Origin of the sequence: Chamaesiphon sp. (assembly GCF_041737865.1) — a bacterium.
GTDB lineage: Bacteria > Cyanobacteriota > Cyanobacteriia > Cyanobacteriales > Chamaesiphonaceae > Chamaesiphon.
On the sequence record NZ_JBGSQZ010000318.1, the window covers coordinates 1 to 17,153 of the forward strand.

11 protein-coding genes and 2 pseudogenes are annotated in these 17,153 nt (G+C 46.3%); 7 read left to right on the forward strand and 6 right to left on the reverse strand.

The window, feature by feature from the left end; translation table 11 throughout:
- Positions 1 to 156 precede the first annotated feature (156 nt).
- The 6 genes and pseudogenes from ACEW9J_RS24700 to ACEW9J_RS24725 form a co-directional block, all read left to right on the forward strand.
- Positions 157 to 2,322 (forward strand): annotated as a pseudogene (locus tag ACEW9J_RS24700) (NHLP family bacteriocin export ABC transporter peptidase/permease/ATPase subunit); the annotation flags it as partial.
- 249 nt (positions 2,323 to 2,571) lie between these two features.
- A complete protein-coding gene (locus tag ACEW9J_RS24705; RefSeq protein WP_373547722.1) occupies positions 2,572 to 4,809 on the forward strand; it encodes an ABC transporter transmembrane domain-containing protein in 2,238 nt (745 codons plus the stop codon).
- Between the two features lie 51 nt (positions 4,810 to 4,860).
- Positions 4,861 to 5,508, forward strand: a pseudogene (locus tag ACEW9J_RS24710) (ATP-binding cassette domain-containing protein); the annotation flags it as partial.
- A gap of 338 nt (positions 5,509 to 5,846) precedes the next feature.
- Positions 5,847 to 6,785 (forward strand): hypothetical protein, encoded by a 939-nt coding sequence (locus ACEW9J_RS24715; RefSeq protein WP_373547723.1) that lies wholly within the window; start codon positions 5,847 to 5,849, stop codon positions 6,783 to 6,785.
- 182 nt (positions 6,786 to 6,967) lie between these two features.
- Complete coding sequence (locus ACEW9J_RS24720; RefSeq protein ID WP_373547724.1) at positions 6,968 to 7,861, forward strand: bile acid:sodium symporter family protein; 894 nt, start codon at positions 6,968 to 6,970, stop codon at positions 7,859 to 7,861.
- A 341-nt stretch (positions 7,862 to 8,202) separates the two neighbouring features.
- Positions 8,203 to 9,369, forward strand: coding sequence for an FAD-dependent oxidoreductase (locus ACEW9J_RS24725; RefSeq protein ID WP_373547725.1), 1,167 nt, complete (start codon positions 8,203 to 8,205; stop codon positions 9,367 to 9,369).
- A 100-nt stretch (positions 9,370 to 9,469) separates the two neighbouring features.
- Here ACEW9J_RS24725 and ACEW9J_RS24730 read toward each other — a convergent pair whose 3' ends face one another.
- Entirely contained in the window at positions 9,470 to 10,384 is a 915-nt protein-coding gene (locus ACEW9J_RS24730) for a DUF3365 domain-containing protein (protein ID WP_373547726.1), read from the reverse strand.
- A 57-nt stretch (positions 10,385 to 10,441) separates the two neighbouring features.
- Positions 10,442 to 11,761, reverse strand: a complete 1,320-nt coding sequence (locus ACEW9J_RS24735; RefSeq protein ID WP_373547727.1) for a serine/threonine protein kinase — start codon at positions 11,759 to 11,761, stop codon at positions 10,442 to 10,444.
- Between the two features lie 391 nt (positions 11,762 to 12,152).
- On the opposite strand from ACEW9J_RS24735, the gene ACEW9J_RS24740 reads away from it, so the two are divergent.
- Positions 12,153 to 13,043 carry a phosphate/phosphite/phosphonate ABC transporter substrate-binding protein gene (locus ACEW9J_RS24740; protein ID WP_373547728.1) on the forward strand — a complete coding sequence of 297 codons (891 nt, stop codon included), beginning with the start codon at positions 12,153 to 12,155 and terminating at the stop codon, positions 13,041 to 13,043.
- A gap of 124 nt (positions 13,044 to 13,167) precedes the next feature.
- On the opposite strand, the gene ACEW9J_RS24745 is transcribed toward ACEW9J_RS24740, so the two are convergent.
- From ACEW9J_RS24745 to ACEW9J_RS24760, 4 genes are all read right to left on the reverse strand, one after another.
- Positions 13,168 to 13,821 carry a Coq4 family protein gene (locus ACEW9J_RS24745; protein WP_373547729.1) on the reverse strand — a complete coding sequence of 218 codons (654 nt, stop codon included), beginning with the start codon at positions 13,819 to 13,821 and terminating at the stop codon, positions 13,168 to 13,170.
- Between the two features lie 15 nt (positions 13,822 to 13,836).
- Entirely contained in the window at positions 13,837 to 15,159 is a 1,323-nt protein-coding gene (locus ACEW9J_RS24750) for an MFS transporter (RefSeq protein ID WP_373547730.1), read from the reverse strand.
- 10 nt (positions 15,160 to 15,169) lie between these two features.
- Positions 15,170 to 15,340: a hypothetical protein gene (locus ACEW9J_RS24755; RefSeq protein ID WP_373547731.1), complete on the reverse strand. Its 171-nt coding sequence runs from the start codon at positions 15,338 to 15,340 to the stop codon at positions 15,170 to 15,172.
- A 382-nt stretch (positions 15,341 to 15,722) separates the two neighbouring features.
- Positions 15,723 to 17,135 carry an NCS2 family permease gene (locus ACEW9J_RS24760; protein ID WP_373547732.1) on the reverse strand — a complete coding sequence of 471 codons (1,413 nt, stop codon included), beginning with the start codon at positions 17,133 to 17,135 and terminating at the stop codon, positions 15,723 to 15,725.
- Between the last annotated feature and the right edge of the window lie 18 nt (positions 17,136 to 17,153).

A 17,153-nucleotide genomic window follows, 5' to 3' on the forward strand; every position in this document is an offset into this window, starting at 1 on the left:
TCAAGGGTGTCTGTTCTACAAATTTTTCAAAGATGTCACTAATCATCTTTAATTCCCTCTCTGCTTAGGTTTTTAGCTTTTGAATAAAATTATACTCGGCTTTTTGCCCCATAGTACAACAGCTCACCTTAACAGGGGTACGCCAAGCCACCCAAACAATTCAGTCGCAAGCGTACTCCCACAGTATTGCAAATGGAGGCGGTCGAATGCGGGGCGGCGGCACTAGGCATTATCTTGAGCTATTACGGTCGGATCGTGCCCCTGACAGAATTGCGAGTCGAATGTGGCGTATCCAGAGATGGTAGTAAAGCATCGAACGTCCTCAAGGCTGCTCGGTTGTATGGTTTAGATGCCAAAGGATTTAAAAAATCGCTCGAAGATGTCCAAACCATGAAACCGCCGTTTATTGCCTTCTGGAACTTCAACCACTTTTTGGTGGTTGAAGGATTTGTCGGCAAAAATGTCTATCTTAATGACCCAGCCTCAGGGCCAAAAAAAGTTACTTTCGATGAATTCGATCGCGGATTTACTGGCGTAGTGCTAGTAATGGAACGAGGGGCGGAGTTTCACAAAGGTGGAAAAAAAAAGGGACTGCTCCCTAGTTTAGCCTCCCGCTTGAAAAGCTCGCGGCAGGCTTTGATTTTCTGCTTGCTGACCGGACTACTCCTGACGATTCCCCGAATGGCAGTGCCCGCCTTTATGCAGGTATTTATCGATGAAATCCTCATCGAAAATCGCACTGATTGGTTGCGTCCGCTGCTAATTGGGATGGTGTTTACCGCATTGCTGACGGGACTATTAGCACGCTTGCGGCTGACTTATCTGCGCCGATTATTGCTCAAGCTTTCTGTTACTCTATCAGGTCAATTTTTGTGGCATACGATCCGCTTGCCAGTTGGGTTTTATGCCCAACGCTTTGCGGGGGAAATTAGCAATCGCGCTCAACTCAATAATAAAGTGGCAGCAATCCTCTCTGGCTCGTTAGCAACCACGGTCATCGATGCGATCGCGATGATTTCTTATGCCATCATTATGTTCTTCTACGATCCGCTGTTGACCTGGATTGCGATCGTGTTTGCCGCTGCCAACTTCATCGCATTGCAAGCCCTCTCTCGCAACCGCGTCGATGCCAATACTAGACTATCTCAAGAAACGGGCAAAGTTGCTGGGGTAGCGATTAGTGGCATTCAAACGATCGAAACAGTCAAAGCCAGCGGTTTAGAAGCTGACTTATTTGCCAAGTTTGCCGGATACTATGCCAAAACCATCAACGCCCAGCAAGAATTAGGACTCTTCACCCGATTGCTAGGGGCATTACCCACCGTATTAACATCGCTGGCTGTCACCTCGATTTTAGTCCTCGGTGGCTTCCGAGTGATGGAAGGTACCCTCACTATCGGGCGACTGATTGCTTACCAAGCCCTCACCCAAGAATTTCTCAAGCCTGTCAACAGCTTGGTAAATTTTGGTAGCACCTTGCAAGATCTAGAAGCCGACTTAACCCGCTTGGATGACGTATTAGAAAATCCGATCGATCCCGAAGCCGATCGAGAAATCGATGCTGGGAGTAGCTTACAAGTCTATAGCCAAGATTCCTTTAAATTGTCAGGCTATGTGGAATTGCAAAACCTCACCTTCGGCTACAATCGCCTGGGAGAGCCACTGATCCAAGATTTGAATCTAACTCTCAACCCTGGGCAAAGAGTCGCCCTCGTCGGCGGTAGCGGTTCGGGTAAGTCTACTGTGGCTAAGTTAGTAACCGGACTCTATCAATCTTGGTCGGGAGATATTCTTCTAGACGGGATTCAACGCCACCAAATTGCTCGCCCCGTCCTCGCTAACTCCCTCGCAATGGTCGAACAGGAAATATTTTTGTTTGCTGGCACTATCAGAGAAAATCTCACCCTCTGGGATCCCACAGTACCCGAAGCAGATCTGATTAAAGCCTGCGAAGATGCCGCCATCCACGATCTGATTTTGAATATGCCAGGGGGCTACAACTGCAAACTGATTGAAGGCGGCCAGAATTTAAGTGGCGGACAACGCCAGCGGCTAGAAATTGCCAGAGCTTTAGTCAGAAATCCAGCCGTATTGGTACTCGACGAAGCAACAAGCGCGCTTGATGCCGAAACCGAACAAATTATCGATCGCAATCTCCGCCGTCGCGGTTGTTCCTGTATCGTCGTCGCCCACCGACTCAGTACTATCCGCGATTGCGATGAAATTATCGTCTTAGCACAGGGGAAGGTGGTACAGCGCGGCACCCACGAGGAATTACGCAGCAGCTCTGGCGTTTATACCCAATTAATTGGCACTCATTAAAGGTTGGATAAATTCGATCGGGATAAGGAAAATCAATCTGCTTCGTTCATGCACCGCCCTGAACTAGAAGTTCGGGCTAATAGCTCAAGTTCTCTGAAGAGAACTACCAGATCGATTAGTTCGTTTTAACGAACTTTTGCTATTAGCCCCAAATTTATTTGAGGGCGGTGCAGAAACGAAGCTAGTAGCCGTTAAGTGGATTTCCTCCGAACTTTCAAGAAACAAAATAATTAATTTTGGATAAATACTATGACTACTTCTATCCAAGGACGAATTGTTAAAAACAACGAACCATTATTATTAAACGATCCTCAAACAATTTGGATCGTTAAATCTGGATCGCTAGTACTGCACGGCGTTTCGATCGACCATCAAGAACTAGTCGGCAATCGGCGATTTTTATTTAATATCGGTGCAGGCGAAGCCCTCTTTGGCTCCACCTTTGCCCCAACCGCCAAACCGGGCGAACGTCGAGGGATGATGGCAGTCGCGATCGAACAAACAGAACTGCACCAAATTCGCTTATCATATTTAGTTGAAAAAGTCAAAGCTGGAGATCGAAACGCGATCGATTTAATCGAAGGCTGGCTGTGTCATTTGGGTAGATGGTTGAGCGCACAACCCACCATCACCCCCGCGCCGACAAATAGTGTCGTCGCCGCAGGCACCCACTACTTATCATTGCTCGAAGACCAAACCCTGATTCCACCGCGCCCGTCCCCAAATAACGGACAGGTTCACCAAGCAGTTGCCTGGGTAGATGTCCGGCAGGGAATTACCCACTGGCAAGGCATCCCAGATCTCCCCGTCGATGGAGATAACCCACCGATGCCGCTGATGTTCGGCACCTGGTTGACGGCGGAAAATGCTGTCGAAGTATACACAACGCCCACCCAAGAACTCGAATCGCTCGATTTACTCCCCGCCAGTCTCCGTCAGTTACACGCTTATTTTTGGCACTGTTTCAACCTGCTAGAACAGCAGCAGATCGAGTCAGAATTTCATCGCTTCCAGGCTCGACAACAGCTCAATCGCCAGACGATCGACAGCTCGATGGCAGAATTGACTGGAGTATTGGAAGTCACAGCCACCGAAGTTGCTCCCGTCGGCAGTCACTTGTTAATGGCGGCGGGGGCAGTCGGCAAAGCAATGGGGATTGAGATCTTACCGCCACCAGCATCCGAAGACACAGCTCGGATCAAAGATCCGGTAGAAGCGATCGCCCGTGCTTCTCGTTGCCGCACTCGCCGCGTATTATTAAGTGGCGAGTGGTGGAAATCCGAACACGATCCCTTGCTCGCCTACACCAAAGACGATCTGCCAGTTGCTTTATTACGATCGGGATCTCATTATCTAATCTTCGATCCAGAACAAGCGACCAAAACGAGTGTAGATGCCGATGCAATTGCCAATCTCAAGCTCGAAGCATACACATTTTACCGACCGCTACCCCCATTTGTCACCAACGCGATCGAGATTTTTCGGTTTGGGACTAAGGGCTATGAAAAAGATATTGTCGCTATTTTTGCCCTGGGGATCTTCGCATCGCTACTGGGGATGGTGACACCCCAAGCCACCGCAATTTTAGTCAACGATGCCATCCCCGACAGCAATCGTACCCTCTTAACCCAACTCGGATTGGCTTTATTTGCCGCCGCTTTCGGCCAAGCCGCTTTTGGTTTAGCACAGCAAATTATTACCTTGCGCGTAGAAAGTGCCGCCGATGCAGCACTCCAGCCCGCTGTCTGGGATCGGATTCTCAAATTGAGTCCCGCCTTTTTTCGCGAGTATTCCTCTGGCGATCTCGTCAATCGGCTGCTGGCGATTGGTCAAATTCGCGCTCATCTGAGCGGTTCTACCCAGCGGACGCTTTTGAGTGGTGTCTTCGCACTTCTCAATCTGGCGTTGATGTTTACTTACAGTGTCCAACTGGCATTGGTAGGACTGGGATTGAGTTTATTAGTTGCGATCGTCACGATCGTTTCCAGTCGGATGTTGGTCAAAAAACAGCGGGTTCAAGAGCAAATCGATGGCGATATTAATGGACTGACAGTGGAACTCATCGATGGCGTATCCAAGTTGCGGGTAGCGGCGGCTGAAGAGCGGGCATTTGGCTCATGGGCAAAAAAATACAGTCAACGCATCAAGTTAGAATCGGGCATCAAGCACGTTGATGATAGTCTGAGCGTGTTTAACGAAGCCATCCCCGTGGTTAGTTCTGTGTTGATATTTTGGTTTGCAATTCTGTTTATCCAAATTGCCGCTACCGAAAATAAGCCTGGAGGACTATCTGCTGGTTCGTTTCTCGCCTTTAATACGGCCTTTGCCGTCTTTCTCAATGGTGCCACCGAAATTAGTAACACCCTGAGCAACGTTTTAGAAATCATCCCCTTGTGGGAACGCGCCAGACCGATTATTCAGACCCCATTGGAGTCCGACCCCTCTCAGGCAGATCCAGGGCGGTTGACAGGGCGGATTTCGCTCTAACACGTCAACTTCCGCTATCGGGAAGATGGCCCACTCACCCTCAATAATGTCAGCATCCATGCCGAACCGGGCGAATTTATCGCCCTCGTCGGGCCGAGTGGGAGTGGGAAATCGACCGTGTTTCGCTTGTTACTGGGCTTTGAGCTGCCCGCTAGCGGTACGGTTTGTTACGACGGACAGGATCTCGCCGGACTCGACGTTCAGGCCGTTCGACGGCAATTGGGCGTGGTCTTGCAAAATGTCCGCATCGCAGCCGCTTCGATTTTTGACAGCATTTCCGCTGGCGCGTTAGTAACTTTAGAAGAAGCCTGGGAAGCCGCTCGGATGGCAGGTTTCGAGGCAGATATTCAAGCGATGCCGATGGGAATGCACACGGTGATTAGCGAAGGTGGTACCAACCTTTCGGGCGGACAACGGCAACGGCTATTAATTGCGCGATCGCTAGTATTAAAACCCAAAATTCTGCTGATGGATGAGGCGACAAGTGCCCTAGACAATCAAACTCAGACAATTGTGACTGAAAGTTTAGATCGGATGAATGCGACGCGAATTGTCGTCGCTCACCGCCTCAGCACGATTCGGAATGCCGATCGGATTTATGTGGTGGAAGCAGGGATTGTCGTGCAGTCAGGTACTTTTGATGAGTTGGTAAATCAAGAGGGGCTATTTGCTCGATTAGTCGCCCGACAATTGGATTAATCTCGATCTTTTTTAGACGACAATTCACCAAAAAAGTAAAAGTCATGCGGGTGAAATCCCCTTCTCCGATCTTAGTTAGTCTCCTGAGACTTTTACTCCTGACACCGACACCAGATCTGACAACTGACAAAAGAAACACATAAGTCAGTCATAAGTCAGTCATAAGTCAGTCTCGAATTTAGTTAGCAATCGAGTTTAATGAATATTAGGTTCAAACAAGGGTTGCTGAGATTTACTCACGGCTCTAAACAACCCGATCGATATCCATGAGAATCTGCGATCGAACAATTATCACACACTAGCACACTCTACGTAATATATAAAGGATCGATTTAAGTATGGCAATTATTCAAGGCACTAATGGGAATGATATCCTCACTGGGAGTAGTGACGACGATCGAATTATCGGTTCTGCTGGTGATGACACCCTCTCTGGTGGTGGCGGCAACGATACACTCGATTATAGCGAGCTGGGTAAACCGATTACAGTTTTTCGGGGAGTCGTAGATAAAGGTGGTTTAGGAACCGATCGAATTACTACCTTTCCGAATCTTGTGGGTGCGACTGGTCAGGCGAATACACTTGATGCGACGGGTGCTCGTGGTGGAGCTAAGTTCGATATCGACCTTACCAAAAATACATTTAATGTCAATTCATTCCAGCTAAACGGCGTTACCATTCCAGTCCCAGAAATAAAAGTTTTCAACTTTGTCAATGCGATTGGTGGGCCGAATGACGATACACTCGTCGGTAGCAATACTGGTGGTAAATTGACTGGTGCTGGCGGCAACGATAAGATCGTAGGCGGTAAAGGCAAAGATATCATCACTGGTACCGATAGTACTGCTCGTGGCGTAGGTGAAGTCGATATCTTAACAGGTGGCGGCGGTCGCGACAGGTTTGTCCTGGGCGATCGTAATGGTGCCTATTATGTCGGGCAAGGTAATAATGACTATGCCACGATTACTGATTTTAATCTCCGCCAGGACTCAGTCGATCTTGGTAATGCTAAAAATATTAGCTTCAAGATTGAATCGTCAGGTACGATCGATCTTTTCTCTGGCACAGATCCCAGTAACCGCGATCTCATTGCCAAAATTCAACCCAAGGGCGGATTGTCGGCGATCGAGCGTGAATATCAAATGGGTATCGGCGATCGAAATACTTGTATGAGTGGCGATTTATTAGCTAAGGGTGGGATGTTTAATAGTGATAAAATTGGATCGCAATTCAATCTTATTGTAGATGGGTATGATGCCAACACTCTTCAAAGTTAGGCTCGAATAATAATGTTATTTAGCATTGCTGGATCGAGGGTTTCATACCTCGATTCAGCAACGCCTGTTTATAGATAAAACAACGATAAGCTGTTTTACATCTAATTTTTTTAACTGAATCCCTTGCTGCAAGGGTTCTAGAGGACAAAAAGAGTGTTTTAAATGTTTGACAGCTTACATATATGCAAGAAAGTATTCTCACAACGCTAGTCTTACCCGTCGCCTTAGCATTAATTATGTTGGGGCTGGGACTATCACTTAAAAGTGATGATTTTTTACGGATTTTTAAATATCCAAAAGCTGTAACGATCGGATTAATCGGTCAGTTGGTTATCTTACCAGTTATTGCCTTAGCGATCGTTAAAATTATCCCCATGCCACCTGCGATCGCGGTCGGATTAATCGTGCTCGCGCTGTGTCCATGCGGTGCATCATCAAATATGATTACCCATTTGGCTGGTGGGGATGTGGCATTAGCTGTCACTCTCACGGTGTTTAGCAGTATTATTACAATCTTTACAATTCCCCTATTTGCTAGTCTGGCTGTGAACTATTTTCTCGGCACAAGTGCGGTCGTCTCCTTACCGATTGGGATGACGATGGGACAGATCTTTTTAATTACAGTTATTCCGATCGCCCTTGGGATGTATATCCAGCATCAATTTCCCGAAATTGCCCGACGATTAGAGAAAGTTACCAATAAGTTGGCAGTGGGGTTTTTAGTATTAATTATCATCCTCCTAGTTGCCAAAGAATGGAGTCGATTACCTGGTTTTATCGTACAGGCTGGCACGGGGGTAATGTTACTAAATATCCTCGGCATGGCTGCTGGATATGCGATTAGTAAAATGCTTAAACTGAATATTGCCCAACAAATCTGTATCGCGATCGAAGTAGGCATTCAAAATGGGACTCTAGCGATTGCGATTACAGCAGGCATCTTAAAAGATGCTGAAATGGCGATTCCAGCGGCTATTTATAGCTTATTTATGTATCTCACTGGATTCGCCATTATTTTTTACAGTAAAAATTTAGCCGCTCGCGGAGCGTCTCCTGTGGAGAATCGTCAGAAGTGAGAAAGCCCTGAATAGTTGCTCCCAAACTCATCTACTCTAAGTATATTTACTTAGCCAAAAGTCAATAATAATTAATCTCCTTTGTCAACTTACTATCGCGACGTTTTTCAGATGTTTGCTTTGAATAAGATCTCTAAGATCTAGATAATTAGCTCGACAGATCGATTTAAAGTTATGCCTAATCATCCTAAAAAATCTACCCAAGAAATAGTATTGTTATCTTGCGGCACGATTGTTACTTGTATTATTGTCACATTTAGTTTTTCAGTTGTATGGAAAGAATGTTCGCGTCTATTTACGAATGAGTTCTCCTATCCATCATCTTGGCGGTAAATAATCCTATGAATATCGCAATTATCGGCAGCGGAATTGGCGGTTTGGCAACCGCAAATGCTTTGCTCAAGAAAGGCTTCAACGTGCAAGTTTACGAACGAGCACAAGTTTTACGTCCCATTGGTGCAGGTCTGACGTTGACTCCAAACGGTCTGAATAGTCTTAATGCAATTCAACCAGGCATAGTTGAGTCATTAATTAGCGCAGGTAGTCCATTGCAGACACTGATATTGAAACGCAGCACTGGAGAGACGATCGCCTCACAGCCGATCGCCGCCGTGGAGCAATATGGACAGCCCACGCTCAATATTCAATGGTCAAAGCTGCAAGCCATCCTCGCATCAGCACTACCGTCCGAAATCATTCATCTCCAGCATCGCTGTGTCGGCGTTGAGCAGCAGGGCAACCAGGTTAAAGCCCATTTTGAATCTGGAAAAACAGTCCAGGCAGATTTGTTGATTGGGGCAGATGGCATCAATTCTGTCGTCAGACAGGGCACAGTCGGGGATTGTCATGCTACTTATGCCGGACGAATGTCTTGGCGTGCTGTCATTCAATATGCACACGAGCAATTGGCTCCTCACGTAGCGACCTTACTGACGGCCGATCGTCAGAATATGTTTCTAATCGATCTCGGTGAGGGCTACACGTTTTGGAGTGCCAGTGCGCTACTGACACGCGATGCTCTTTCTCGCCGACATATCGATGCCAAGGAGCGGGTGCTAGAGCTATTTGCCGGGTGGGCAGAGCCTGTGGAGGCAATGATCGCGGCAACGCCTGAAGCGGATATTATCGAGCGACCAATTCGCGATCGGCTGCCCATACACCACTGGAGCAACGGTAGAGTGACGCTGATGGGGGATGCGGCTCATCCCGTCGTCCCCTCCCTCGGACAAGGGGCAAATATGGCATTTGAGGATGCCTACGAACTGGCGGAGTGTCTCTCTAATGCACCGGATATCGAAACTGCACTTCATGTCTATGAAACCAGTCGCATTCCGCGTACCGAAGTCATTTACGATCGCAGTGCCAATCTGGGTCGTGACTCCTATCAATCGGATCGTGAAACTACCTTCACTAAAATGATGAACCCATCTCAGATGGATCGGGATAACTTTGAAGCATGGCTCTACAGCTACAACCCTTCTCGACTCGCGATCCCGAATTTACGTTAACTACGATCGCATCGATGTTTTAGAACTAATTACAGTAATGCCTCGATCGGTTATTTAAAAACCCGATCGAGGCATTTCTATCGATCGACTAATGGTACCATTAAATCGATCGATCTTCCCCTATATCTAGAAAACTCATCGAAATTTTGAGACTCGATTTCATCCGGTCAAAAGCAGTAGCGAGTAACCCAATTTCATCTTTGTTCTGATGCTCAAATTCAGCATCCAGATCGCCCAAACTAATTGCCTCAGCAGTTCTGACCAAATGCCGAATTGGTCGAATCACCGCGCGGCGTAATAGATAATTAATTGCTAAGACGATCGCCCCAAAGACACTCAATAAAACACCCATCACCGTTTTGAGTGTATCTTGGGCTTTATTCAACACATTCTCAGCCGGAACCGAAACAACTTGAGCGGCAACAATTTCCCCTAGATTCCACCCAAAACCATGCTCCGAGCCGTAGGTATTAATTTGACTTTTGGGTGCTCGATCGGGTGTGGAGTGGCACCGCAAGCAACTATTTTTGTTCACCGTTAACGGACGAGCGATGTAGAAGATTCGTCCGCCTGGTAGATCCCGAAACCCCGATAATCTTTTAGTAGCGGGTTCGTTCCGAAACTGTTCTACCAGAATTTTTTCAAACTCATCAACTTTATCGCGCAAATTAGTTGGATTGAGTGTGGCTTCTTTATAGAAAAAACTCCGATAACCCTCATTTTTGCGGAGTTTCTGAAATATTTCAGTTGCGGCAAATGCTGGCACCGTCTCAGGCAGAAAAGCTGGCTCGGTTTCTAGACTGTCTTTGAGTAATGGTTCGATATTGCTATCAGTATAATCTCGAACGGAGTTCATAGTTTCAACGATCAGTTTTGCTTTGCCCGTTATTTCGGCTTCGGCATTTTGCTCGAATACCCCATATAATAGCAAGCTGGCAAGCGTCAATGCAATGATAAATACGATCGCTAACAACCCATTAAATTTAGATTCTAATTTAAGATTTTTAATTAACATTTTAATAAGTAGTGATAATAGATTTAGTGGGCTGACAATTACAATTGCACGCTGCGACTATTTATTTATACATTTACGGAGCTTGCTCCGAAATTCATCGACCTGACGGGTTTGGGGAATATGTTGGGCGAGTAGCTCGATTAAGTCTGCTGGTAAAATTTGGGGATTTTTGACGATCGCATTTTGCACGAGAAATTTACCAATCGGCCCTAAATACTCGATCGATTCTCGTTCGCATTGAGCAATAAATTCGGATGAGAACTGGATTGCTGTCGGTACTTGCGGACGCATCACCGTTGGGAGTGATTGGGGTACCGTCGCGCCAGTGGCTGTTGTCGCTGTGGGCAATTGCGGGCGCATCACCGTCGGGGCTGAATTTAGGGGCGCAATTGTCGCTTGAGATTCCGGCATCAACTGTTCTAAGTCAGCCAAATTCGCCGCCGCAGTTTGATAGCGATGGCTGGGATTATCTTGCAACATCCGATCGAGAATTTCCACCAAGCCATGACTGACTGAATGCTGCAATTGCCACTCTGCTTGAAGCAATAGCCGACGATTGAAAGCTTGGAGATCGCAGCCACTTAACATCACCACTGCACTAACGGCGAGGGCATATAAATCGCTACTGGGGAAACTTTGCCCCAGCCAAATTTGTTCGTAGGGCGCGTAACCAATTTTGCCAACGATCGACTGGTTGGTCGGATAATCGCTCGCTGGGGAGCCATTTTGACCTGGAATTAGGGCAGATCTGCCAATTCCAAAATCAATCAATACAGGCAGATGGCTATCGTCATGTCGCATCACATTATCGAGCGAAATATCCCGATGCAAGATTTGGAGATCGTGAAGATATCCCAACACAGGCAATAGATCTTTCAACCATTTAATAACTTCTAGTTCCGAGAAAGTCTGCCCTTGCTGTTTGCGTTCGCGCAAGATCCGATCGTAAGTCTGACCTTGGATATATTCTTGAACGAGAAATAGCTTGCGATCTTCTTCAAAACAGGCAAAAAACTTGGGAACTTGAGCAGAATCAATCCGATCGAGAATTTTAGCTTCGCGCACGAATAATTCACGAGATTTTCGGATCTCATCATCACCATGCTGCTGTGGCAAAAACTCTTTGACAACACAGAGTCGATCGAAACAATGTCGATCGAGTGCCAGAAAAGTTCGACCGAAACCACCTTGTCCTAATATCTGTTGTAGTTGATAACGATTGGCGAGTAATGATTTGCGATCGTTAGTTGGTAGAGCAGCCATATTTTCCGCACTAGCATATTCCGAACCATCCCCTAGATCTGGGTTTATAGATGCTGTTTCGGGATGATGATATTTTAATTTCAAGGAAGATTCATCTGCTCGATGCTCATTCACGATCGCCTCGCTTGTTACGACTAGATTAGGTAGCACATCCTTCACTTTAGAGTCCTTACCACACTATAGAGAAAAAAGCTCGAAACCCGAACACTCACGTAATCTGGTAATTACTACAATTAGCGCAAGTTCTTAGATTATAAGTCTAAATCGAATGTCGGCTGGTGAATATTAGTTCAGGAAAAGTCAGTATTGTTAAGGATTTCTCTAAAATCATTCGATTTTGCATTATGCTGTATTTATGATTTGATTTTAATTATCAAAACATTAATGTGTGTTTTGAAAGATCGTGAGATCGATACAAATTATTTCCTGTAGTAATTAAATTATTGATTACATGTAGATCGCCTATCTATCTAACGAGCAGCATTTTTCGATCGTTTAAAATTGCATGTTAATCTCAGAAATCATCCAGACATTACCATTCTCCGTCAAAGCTTCACGGCGGTTATTTCTAGCTGGCTTGTTTTTATCTAGCTGTGGAGTCAGACAATCGATCGGGCGGGAGCAATTGACGATCGGTACCCTCACCTATGGAGCGGGAAACCAAACGTCCCAATATGATGGACTCAAACAGTATCTATCAGAAAAATTACAGTCCATCATCCAAATCGAACCTACTTTTAATGAAAATAAGGCATTAGAACGCATCAAAGCTAGAGCTTGGTCGTTGGTATTCGCACCGCCCGGACTAGCGGCAATTGCCATGTCTCAGTATCGGTATACCCCTCTAATTCCTCTCGATGGCAATAGCAATTTAAACTCGGTTTTAGTTGTTAAAAAAGATAGTCTATATCAAGATTTGAAATCGCTAGCGGGGAAGAAATTGGCGATCGGACAACCAGGTTCGGCGACTGGATATTACTTCCCCATCTACAACTTTTATGGTTTAATCCTGGCAGAACTAATTCCCTCGGCAACTCCTAAAGCAGTGCTAGAAGCTGTTGCTCAAGGACGTGCCGATGTCGGTGCATTATCGCTCCAAGAATTTAATACTCACAAAACCGAAATTTCACAGACCGAATTCCGAGTCGTGTTTGTCGATCGGCATCGAGTCCCCGCAGGTGCGATCTTAGTGAGTCCTGACATTGAGTTAAAACTGCAAGATTCAATCCATCAAGTTCTCCAAAATACCCCTGCTCTAATTGCACGACAAGCTGGTTTTATCCCTCAAGGCACAGTTCCAGATTATAAATATATGGTGTCAGTTGTCAAGCGGGTCAGATCGATTTTGCCGACAGATCGATCGCAACTTACGCAGAAACCAATCCGGCTATTTTGAGCTTAGTAGTAAGCAACCAATACATCGATTTAACCCCACTACAACTAAGTTCGAGACTAAGAATGACTAACTTGTGCATAACTTATCTAGTCAACCTGAATGTCTACCTGTAGAGATCGGGCAGCTACAAAATACTCACATTTAAGGAAGCCCGAACTTCTTCGATCGGTGTTTCCCATAAATTAGACCAATTAACTCCGAACAAAGGCTGCGCTTGATGACCCATCATCCAGCCCTTAGTAATTACTTCCAGATACCGATCGGCCATTTCAATGTCATACAACAAAGATTTTAAAAGATTCTTAGTAATCAATGCCAGCCAAAAACGGGACATCTTTAGCTGTGCGATATACAATGCCTCTAATTGAATTTCACCCAACATATCTGTATTGGTACCAGTGACAACATGCCAAAGATCGTGAGTTTCGGTAATATGCACATTCAGAAAGTCTAGATCGCTTTGGGGCTGTAAATCCGATCGAATTGGTTCGAGCAGATCGTGAATAATGCGATCTGCATATAGACGACCGAGTGTATTAACGGCAAGCTTACTCAGTCGGTCGAGATCGATCGTACCCAAGCGCAAACGGTTGGTAAAAGCTTGCTTTGCTGGGGGATAAAGACACAAATGCTCGATCGTCAACTGCATACTCTCATCATCATTACTGGCTTCAAACAGTTTGGCGACTACTGTAAAATCACCATCTTTGGTGTTGACCAGCTCTAAAAAACTGGATATCAATAATTCAGATTGTGGCGTTTGGTTGGGAATAATCATTTTTTTATAACTCGTTTAAACAATTAAATTTCCAAAACTTTTTGTATTCCAAGGTGCTATAAATAACAGCATTACCATCCCTGGTATGGCAATGATTATTGTCCCCAAAAAGAAGCCGCCCCAATAAACCAATCCAGCCCCGCTAGTCCCAACCCCGAACTGAGTGGCGATTTCTCCCGCCGCTGGCCCAGCGATTAGATCGCGACCGATCGCCATTAGACTAGATAACAGTGCAAACTGAGTAGCTGAAAATTCGGGATCGCACAGACTCATTAGATATCCCACCAACCCAGCTAACGCTAAACCACTACAGAAATTTTCGATATTAATCGCCAGTACCATCACCGAGAGATGCTTGCTAGTCAAAGCCAGAAAGTAATAAGCCCAATTACTCATAGCTTGTAAGCCGCCAAAAATCCACAGAGAGCGATTGATGCCTAATTTACTCAACAAAGAGCCACCAGCGAGAGTACCGACGAGCGTGGCAATCGAGCCGATCCCTTGGTGGATATTCCCGATATCTGTATCGCTAAAGCCCAACCCGCGATCGCCCAGAAACGGCACCGCCATTTTAGCCACCATCCCATCACCAAGCCGAAACACGACAATAAAGATCGCCACTAAAATCGCTTTTCGGGTACCCAAGCGGCGGAAGAAGTCCCGAACAGGCTCTAATAGGGCGGCGGTCAGACTTTTGGGGGCGAGATTAACTTTGGCATTGGGAGCGAGGAAAGTACCCACGATCCCGATCCCCAAACATCCCGCCATTGCGCTGTAAACCGCTGCCCAGCCAATCCAATCGGCTAAAACGAAGGCAATCCACCCCGTCAGCAGTAATGCCACCCTGTAGCCCCACAGAGCCACCGAAGCACCTGCGCCCACTTCCAACTTGCCTAACAGATCGGTGCCCATCGCAGCGATCGCCAGATCCTGAGTCGCACTCAAAAACGCGATCGCCACAGCGGTAATCGCGATCGATTGCAGCGCAGTGTTTCGCCCCGCAGCATCCAATCCCACAATTACACCCATCTGACTAGCCAAACCCAAAATCGCGATCGTCAGCCCGATTTGAGTCGCCAGAATCAAGCCCCGTCTGCGTCCTAGCCAGGGCAGCCGAAATCGATCGATTAATGGCAACCAGAGAAATTTGAGGGCATAAGGCAATCCTACCAAGCTCAACCAACCAATGGTTTTGAGATCGAATCCAGTCTTCGTCAGCCATGCTCTAAACGCATCTTCACCTAGCACTGATGGCAAACCAGAAGCAAAGCCCAGTAGCAAGATTGCTACCATTTTTCGACTATTAAATACTGCCAGGTATGAGGAGATTGACTTCATGGTGCATTCCTTAACCCAGTGAATTAAATTCACGGCGATCTAGTTGTGCTAATTCGATCCGTAAATCGCCACCCATTTGGGTATGTAGCGTCTTGAAAACTTCATACCAAATCCAAGCGTCATCAGGGTTAATCGATATCGATCGCCAGATGAGATTCACTATCTTAGTAAGTTTTTTCATTTGAATTATTTGTTGTTTTACAAACTAAATCTAAGAATACTTAGGTGACAACTGGCGCGAAAACTATAATACCAATTGTTTGTTCGAGATTTATTTATCTTATAATTTCAACCCAAGCTAAACATCTGAAAAACGTCTCGATGTGGAACGACTAAAGACAGTAATCGCTTACAACCTTTGGTGGTGGCATAAGTACGATCGCTTAATACTTTAGTTAATATCCTTCGACCCGCAGCCAAAAATCCGATCGATTCGAGCGTTCGATAAAGTACAACGTTCGGGCTACATTGCTATGTCTAACCTTCCATCTTTCAACCAAACGATCGCCGAACTTCAACAGTGCTAGGCTGCTTCGATTGCGGTTAAACGGTTCGCAAGTGCATTACGCTGGCATGGCGATCGACGCAAAATAAGCGGTGGAAATTGCAGCCAAAATTAAACTCGATCGCATTGTGTGCCAATCTCCCCGAGCAACTTTTGCCACCGCATGAGCGATCGAACCTGCTGCAACTCCGTTGGCGATCGAAAAAGTCAGGGGTATAATCAAAATGACCAGAAACGCTGGAATTGCTTCTGCTGAATCATTCCAATCGATGGAACGAACGCAACTCATCATCATTACACCGATCGTAATTAGCACTGGAGTCGTCGCAAAAGCTGGAACGGCAGCAAACACAGGAGCAAACACAGTTGAAATCAGAAATAAAACTGCTACGACGATCGCCACAAACCCACTCCGTCCACCTTCAATAATTCCCGATGCAGATACCAGATAGGGAATCACCGGAGTACTGCCCATCAATGCTCCAAATACTGTCCCCAGACCGTTGGCTAATAGAGCGGATTGAGAACGGCGTAATTCACCTTCAGATGTCAGTTGGTCGATCTGATGCCCCAACACGTTGAATGCACCAATCGTATCCGACAGAGACACAAATAACAAAATCAACACAACCGTAATAAAGTTCCCTAACTGCGACCAACTGAGATAGTACACTCCAGCGATCGCTTGTCCCATCAAATCCTGTGGAAATCGCGGTAGTGTGAAGATACTCTGAGGCAAAGGAGCAACACCACAGCCCCAACCTAATAGAGCAGTGCCCGTAACTCCCAACAACAAAGCACCTTTGACTCGTCGAACGGTCAGCAGTGTGGTCGCCAGAATTCCAACAATAGCAATTAAAGTTACGGGTTCCTTTAAGTTCCCTAACATCGTCGTGGTTGCAGTGCCCGCGACAATAATGCCTGCACCTAAATGGGGCGGAGTCACCTTTCCTGACAGCCCAAGATAGGCTAGAAATAAACCCAAGCCAACCACCATTGCTTGCTTGAGCGAACTGGGAATCGCATCGTTTAATTGGCGACGAAAGGGACTCACCGACAATGCAGTAAACAGAATGCCTTGGACGAGAGCGGCGGTGAATGCTAAACGCCAATTCATCCCCATTCCTAGCACGATCGAAAAAGCAAACAGTGAGATCGTGCCTGTGCCCGCACTCATCGCAAAGGGATAGTTTGCAAAGACACCGACCAAAAAGCTAGCAAGTGCCGAACAAAGTGCTAGTGCTACTAAAATCTGCTCGAATAAATCTCCGGGTTGTTCTAGAAAAACAGCACTTCCCAGAATCCGAGCATTCACGACTAGCAGCGGAGCGAGTGACAGGAATGTCGTGAGGCTAGCGAGCCATTCGGTGCGATAGTTTGTGCCCAATCGTTCAAACTGGAAATAATGGCCGATTTGTTCTGGCAATGACGACAGCGGCGATTTGAAGGGAACACTTCTTTGCTTGGGCATGGAGAGATACCAATAAAG

Excerpts from the sequence above, each read along its gene's own strand:
- ACEW9J_RS24750 (WP_373547730.1), bottom strand. The coding sequence starts at position 15,159 with ATGAAGTCAATCTCCTCATACCTGGCAGTATTTAATAGTCGAAAAATG.
- ACEW9J_RS24720 (WP_373547724.1), top strand. The coding sequence starts at position 6,968 with ATGCAAGAAAGTATTCTCACAACGCTAGTCTTACCCGTCGCCTTAGCA.
- ACEW9J_RS24740 (WP_373547728.1), top strand. The coding sequence starts at position 12,153 with ATGTTAATCTCAGAAATCATCCAGACATTACCATTCTCCGTCAAAGCT.
- ACEW9J_RS24715 (WP_373547723.1), top strand. The coding sequence starts at position 5,847 with ATGGCAATTATTCAAGGCACTAATGGGAATGATATCCTCACTGGGAGT.
- ACEW9J_RS24725 (WP_373547725.1), top strand. The coding sequence starts at position 8,203 with ATGAATATCGCAATTATCGGCAGCGGAATTGGCGGTTTGGCAACCGCA.
- ACEW9J_RS24705 (WP_373547722.1), top strand. The coding sequence starts at position 2,572 with ATGACTACTTCTATCCAAGGACGAATTGTTAAAAACAACGAACCATTA.
- ACEW9J_RS24755 (WP_373547731.1), bottom strand. The coding sequence starts at position 15,340 with ATGAAAAAACTTACTAAGATAGTGAATCTCATCTGGCGATCGATATCG.
- ACEW9J_RS24760 (WP_373547732.1), bottom strand. The coding sequence starts at position 17,135 with ATGCCCAAGCAAAGAAGTGTTCCCTTCAAATCGCCGCTGTCGTCATTG.
- ACEW9J_RS24730 (WP_373547726.1), bottom strand. The coding sequence starts at position 10,384 with ATGTTAATTAAAAATCTTAAATTAGAATCTAAATTTAATGGGTTGTTA.
- ACEW9J_RS24745 (WP_373547729.1), bottom strand. The coding sequence starts at position 13,821 with ATGATTATTCCCAACCAAACGCCACAATCTGAATTATTGATATCCAGT.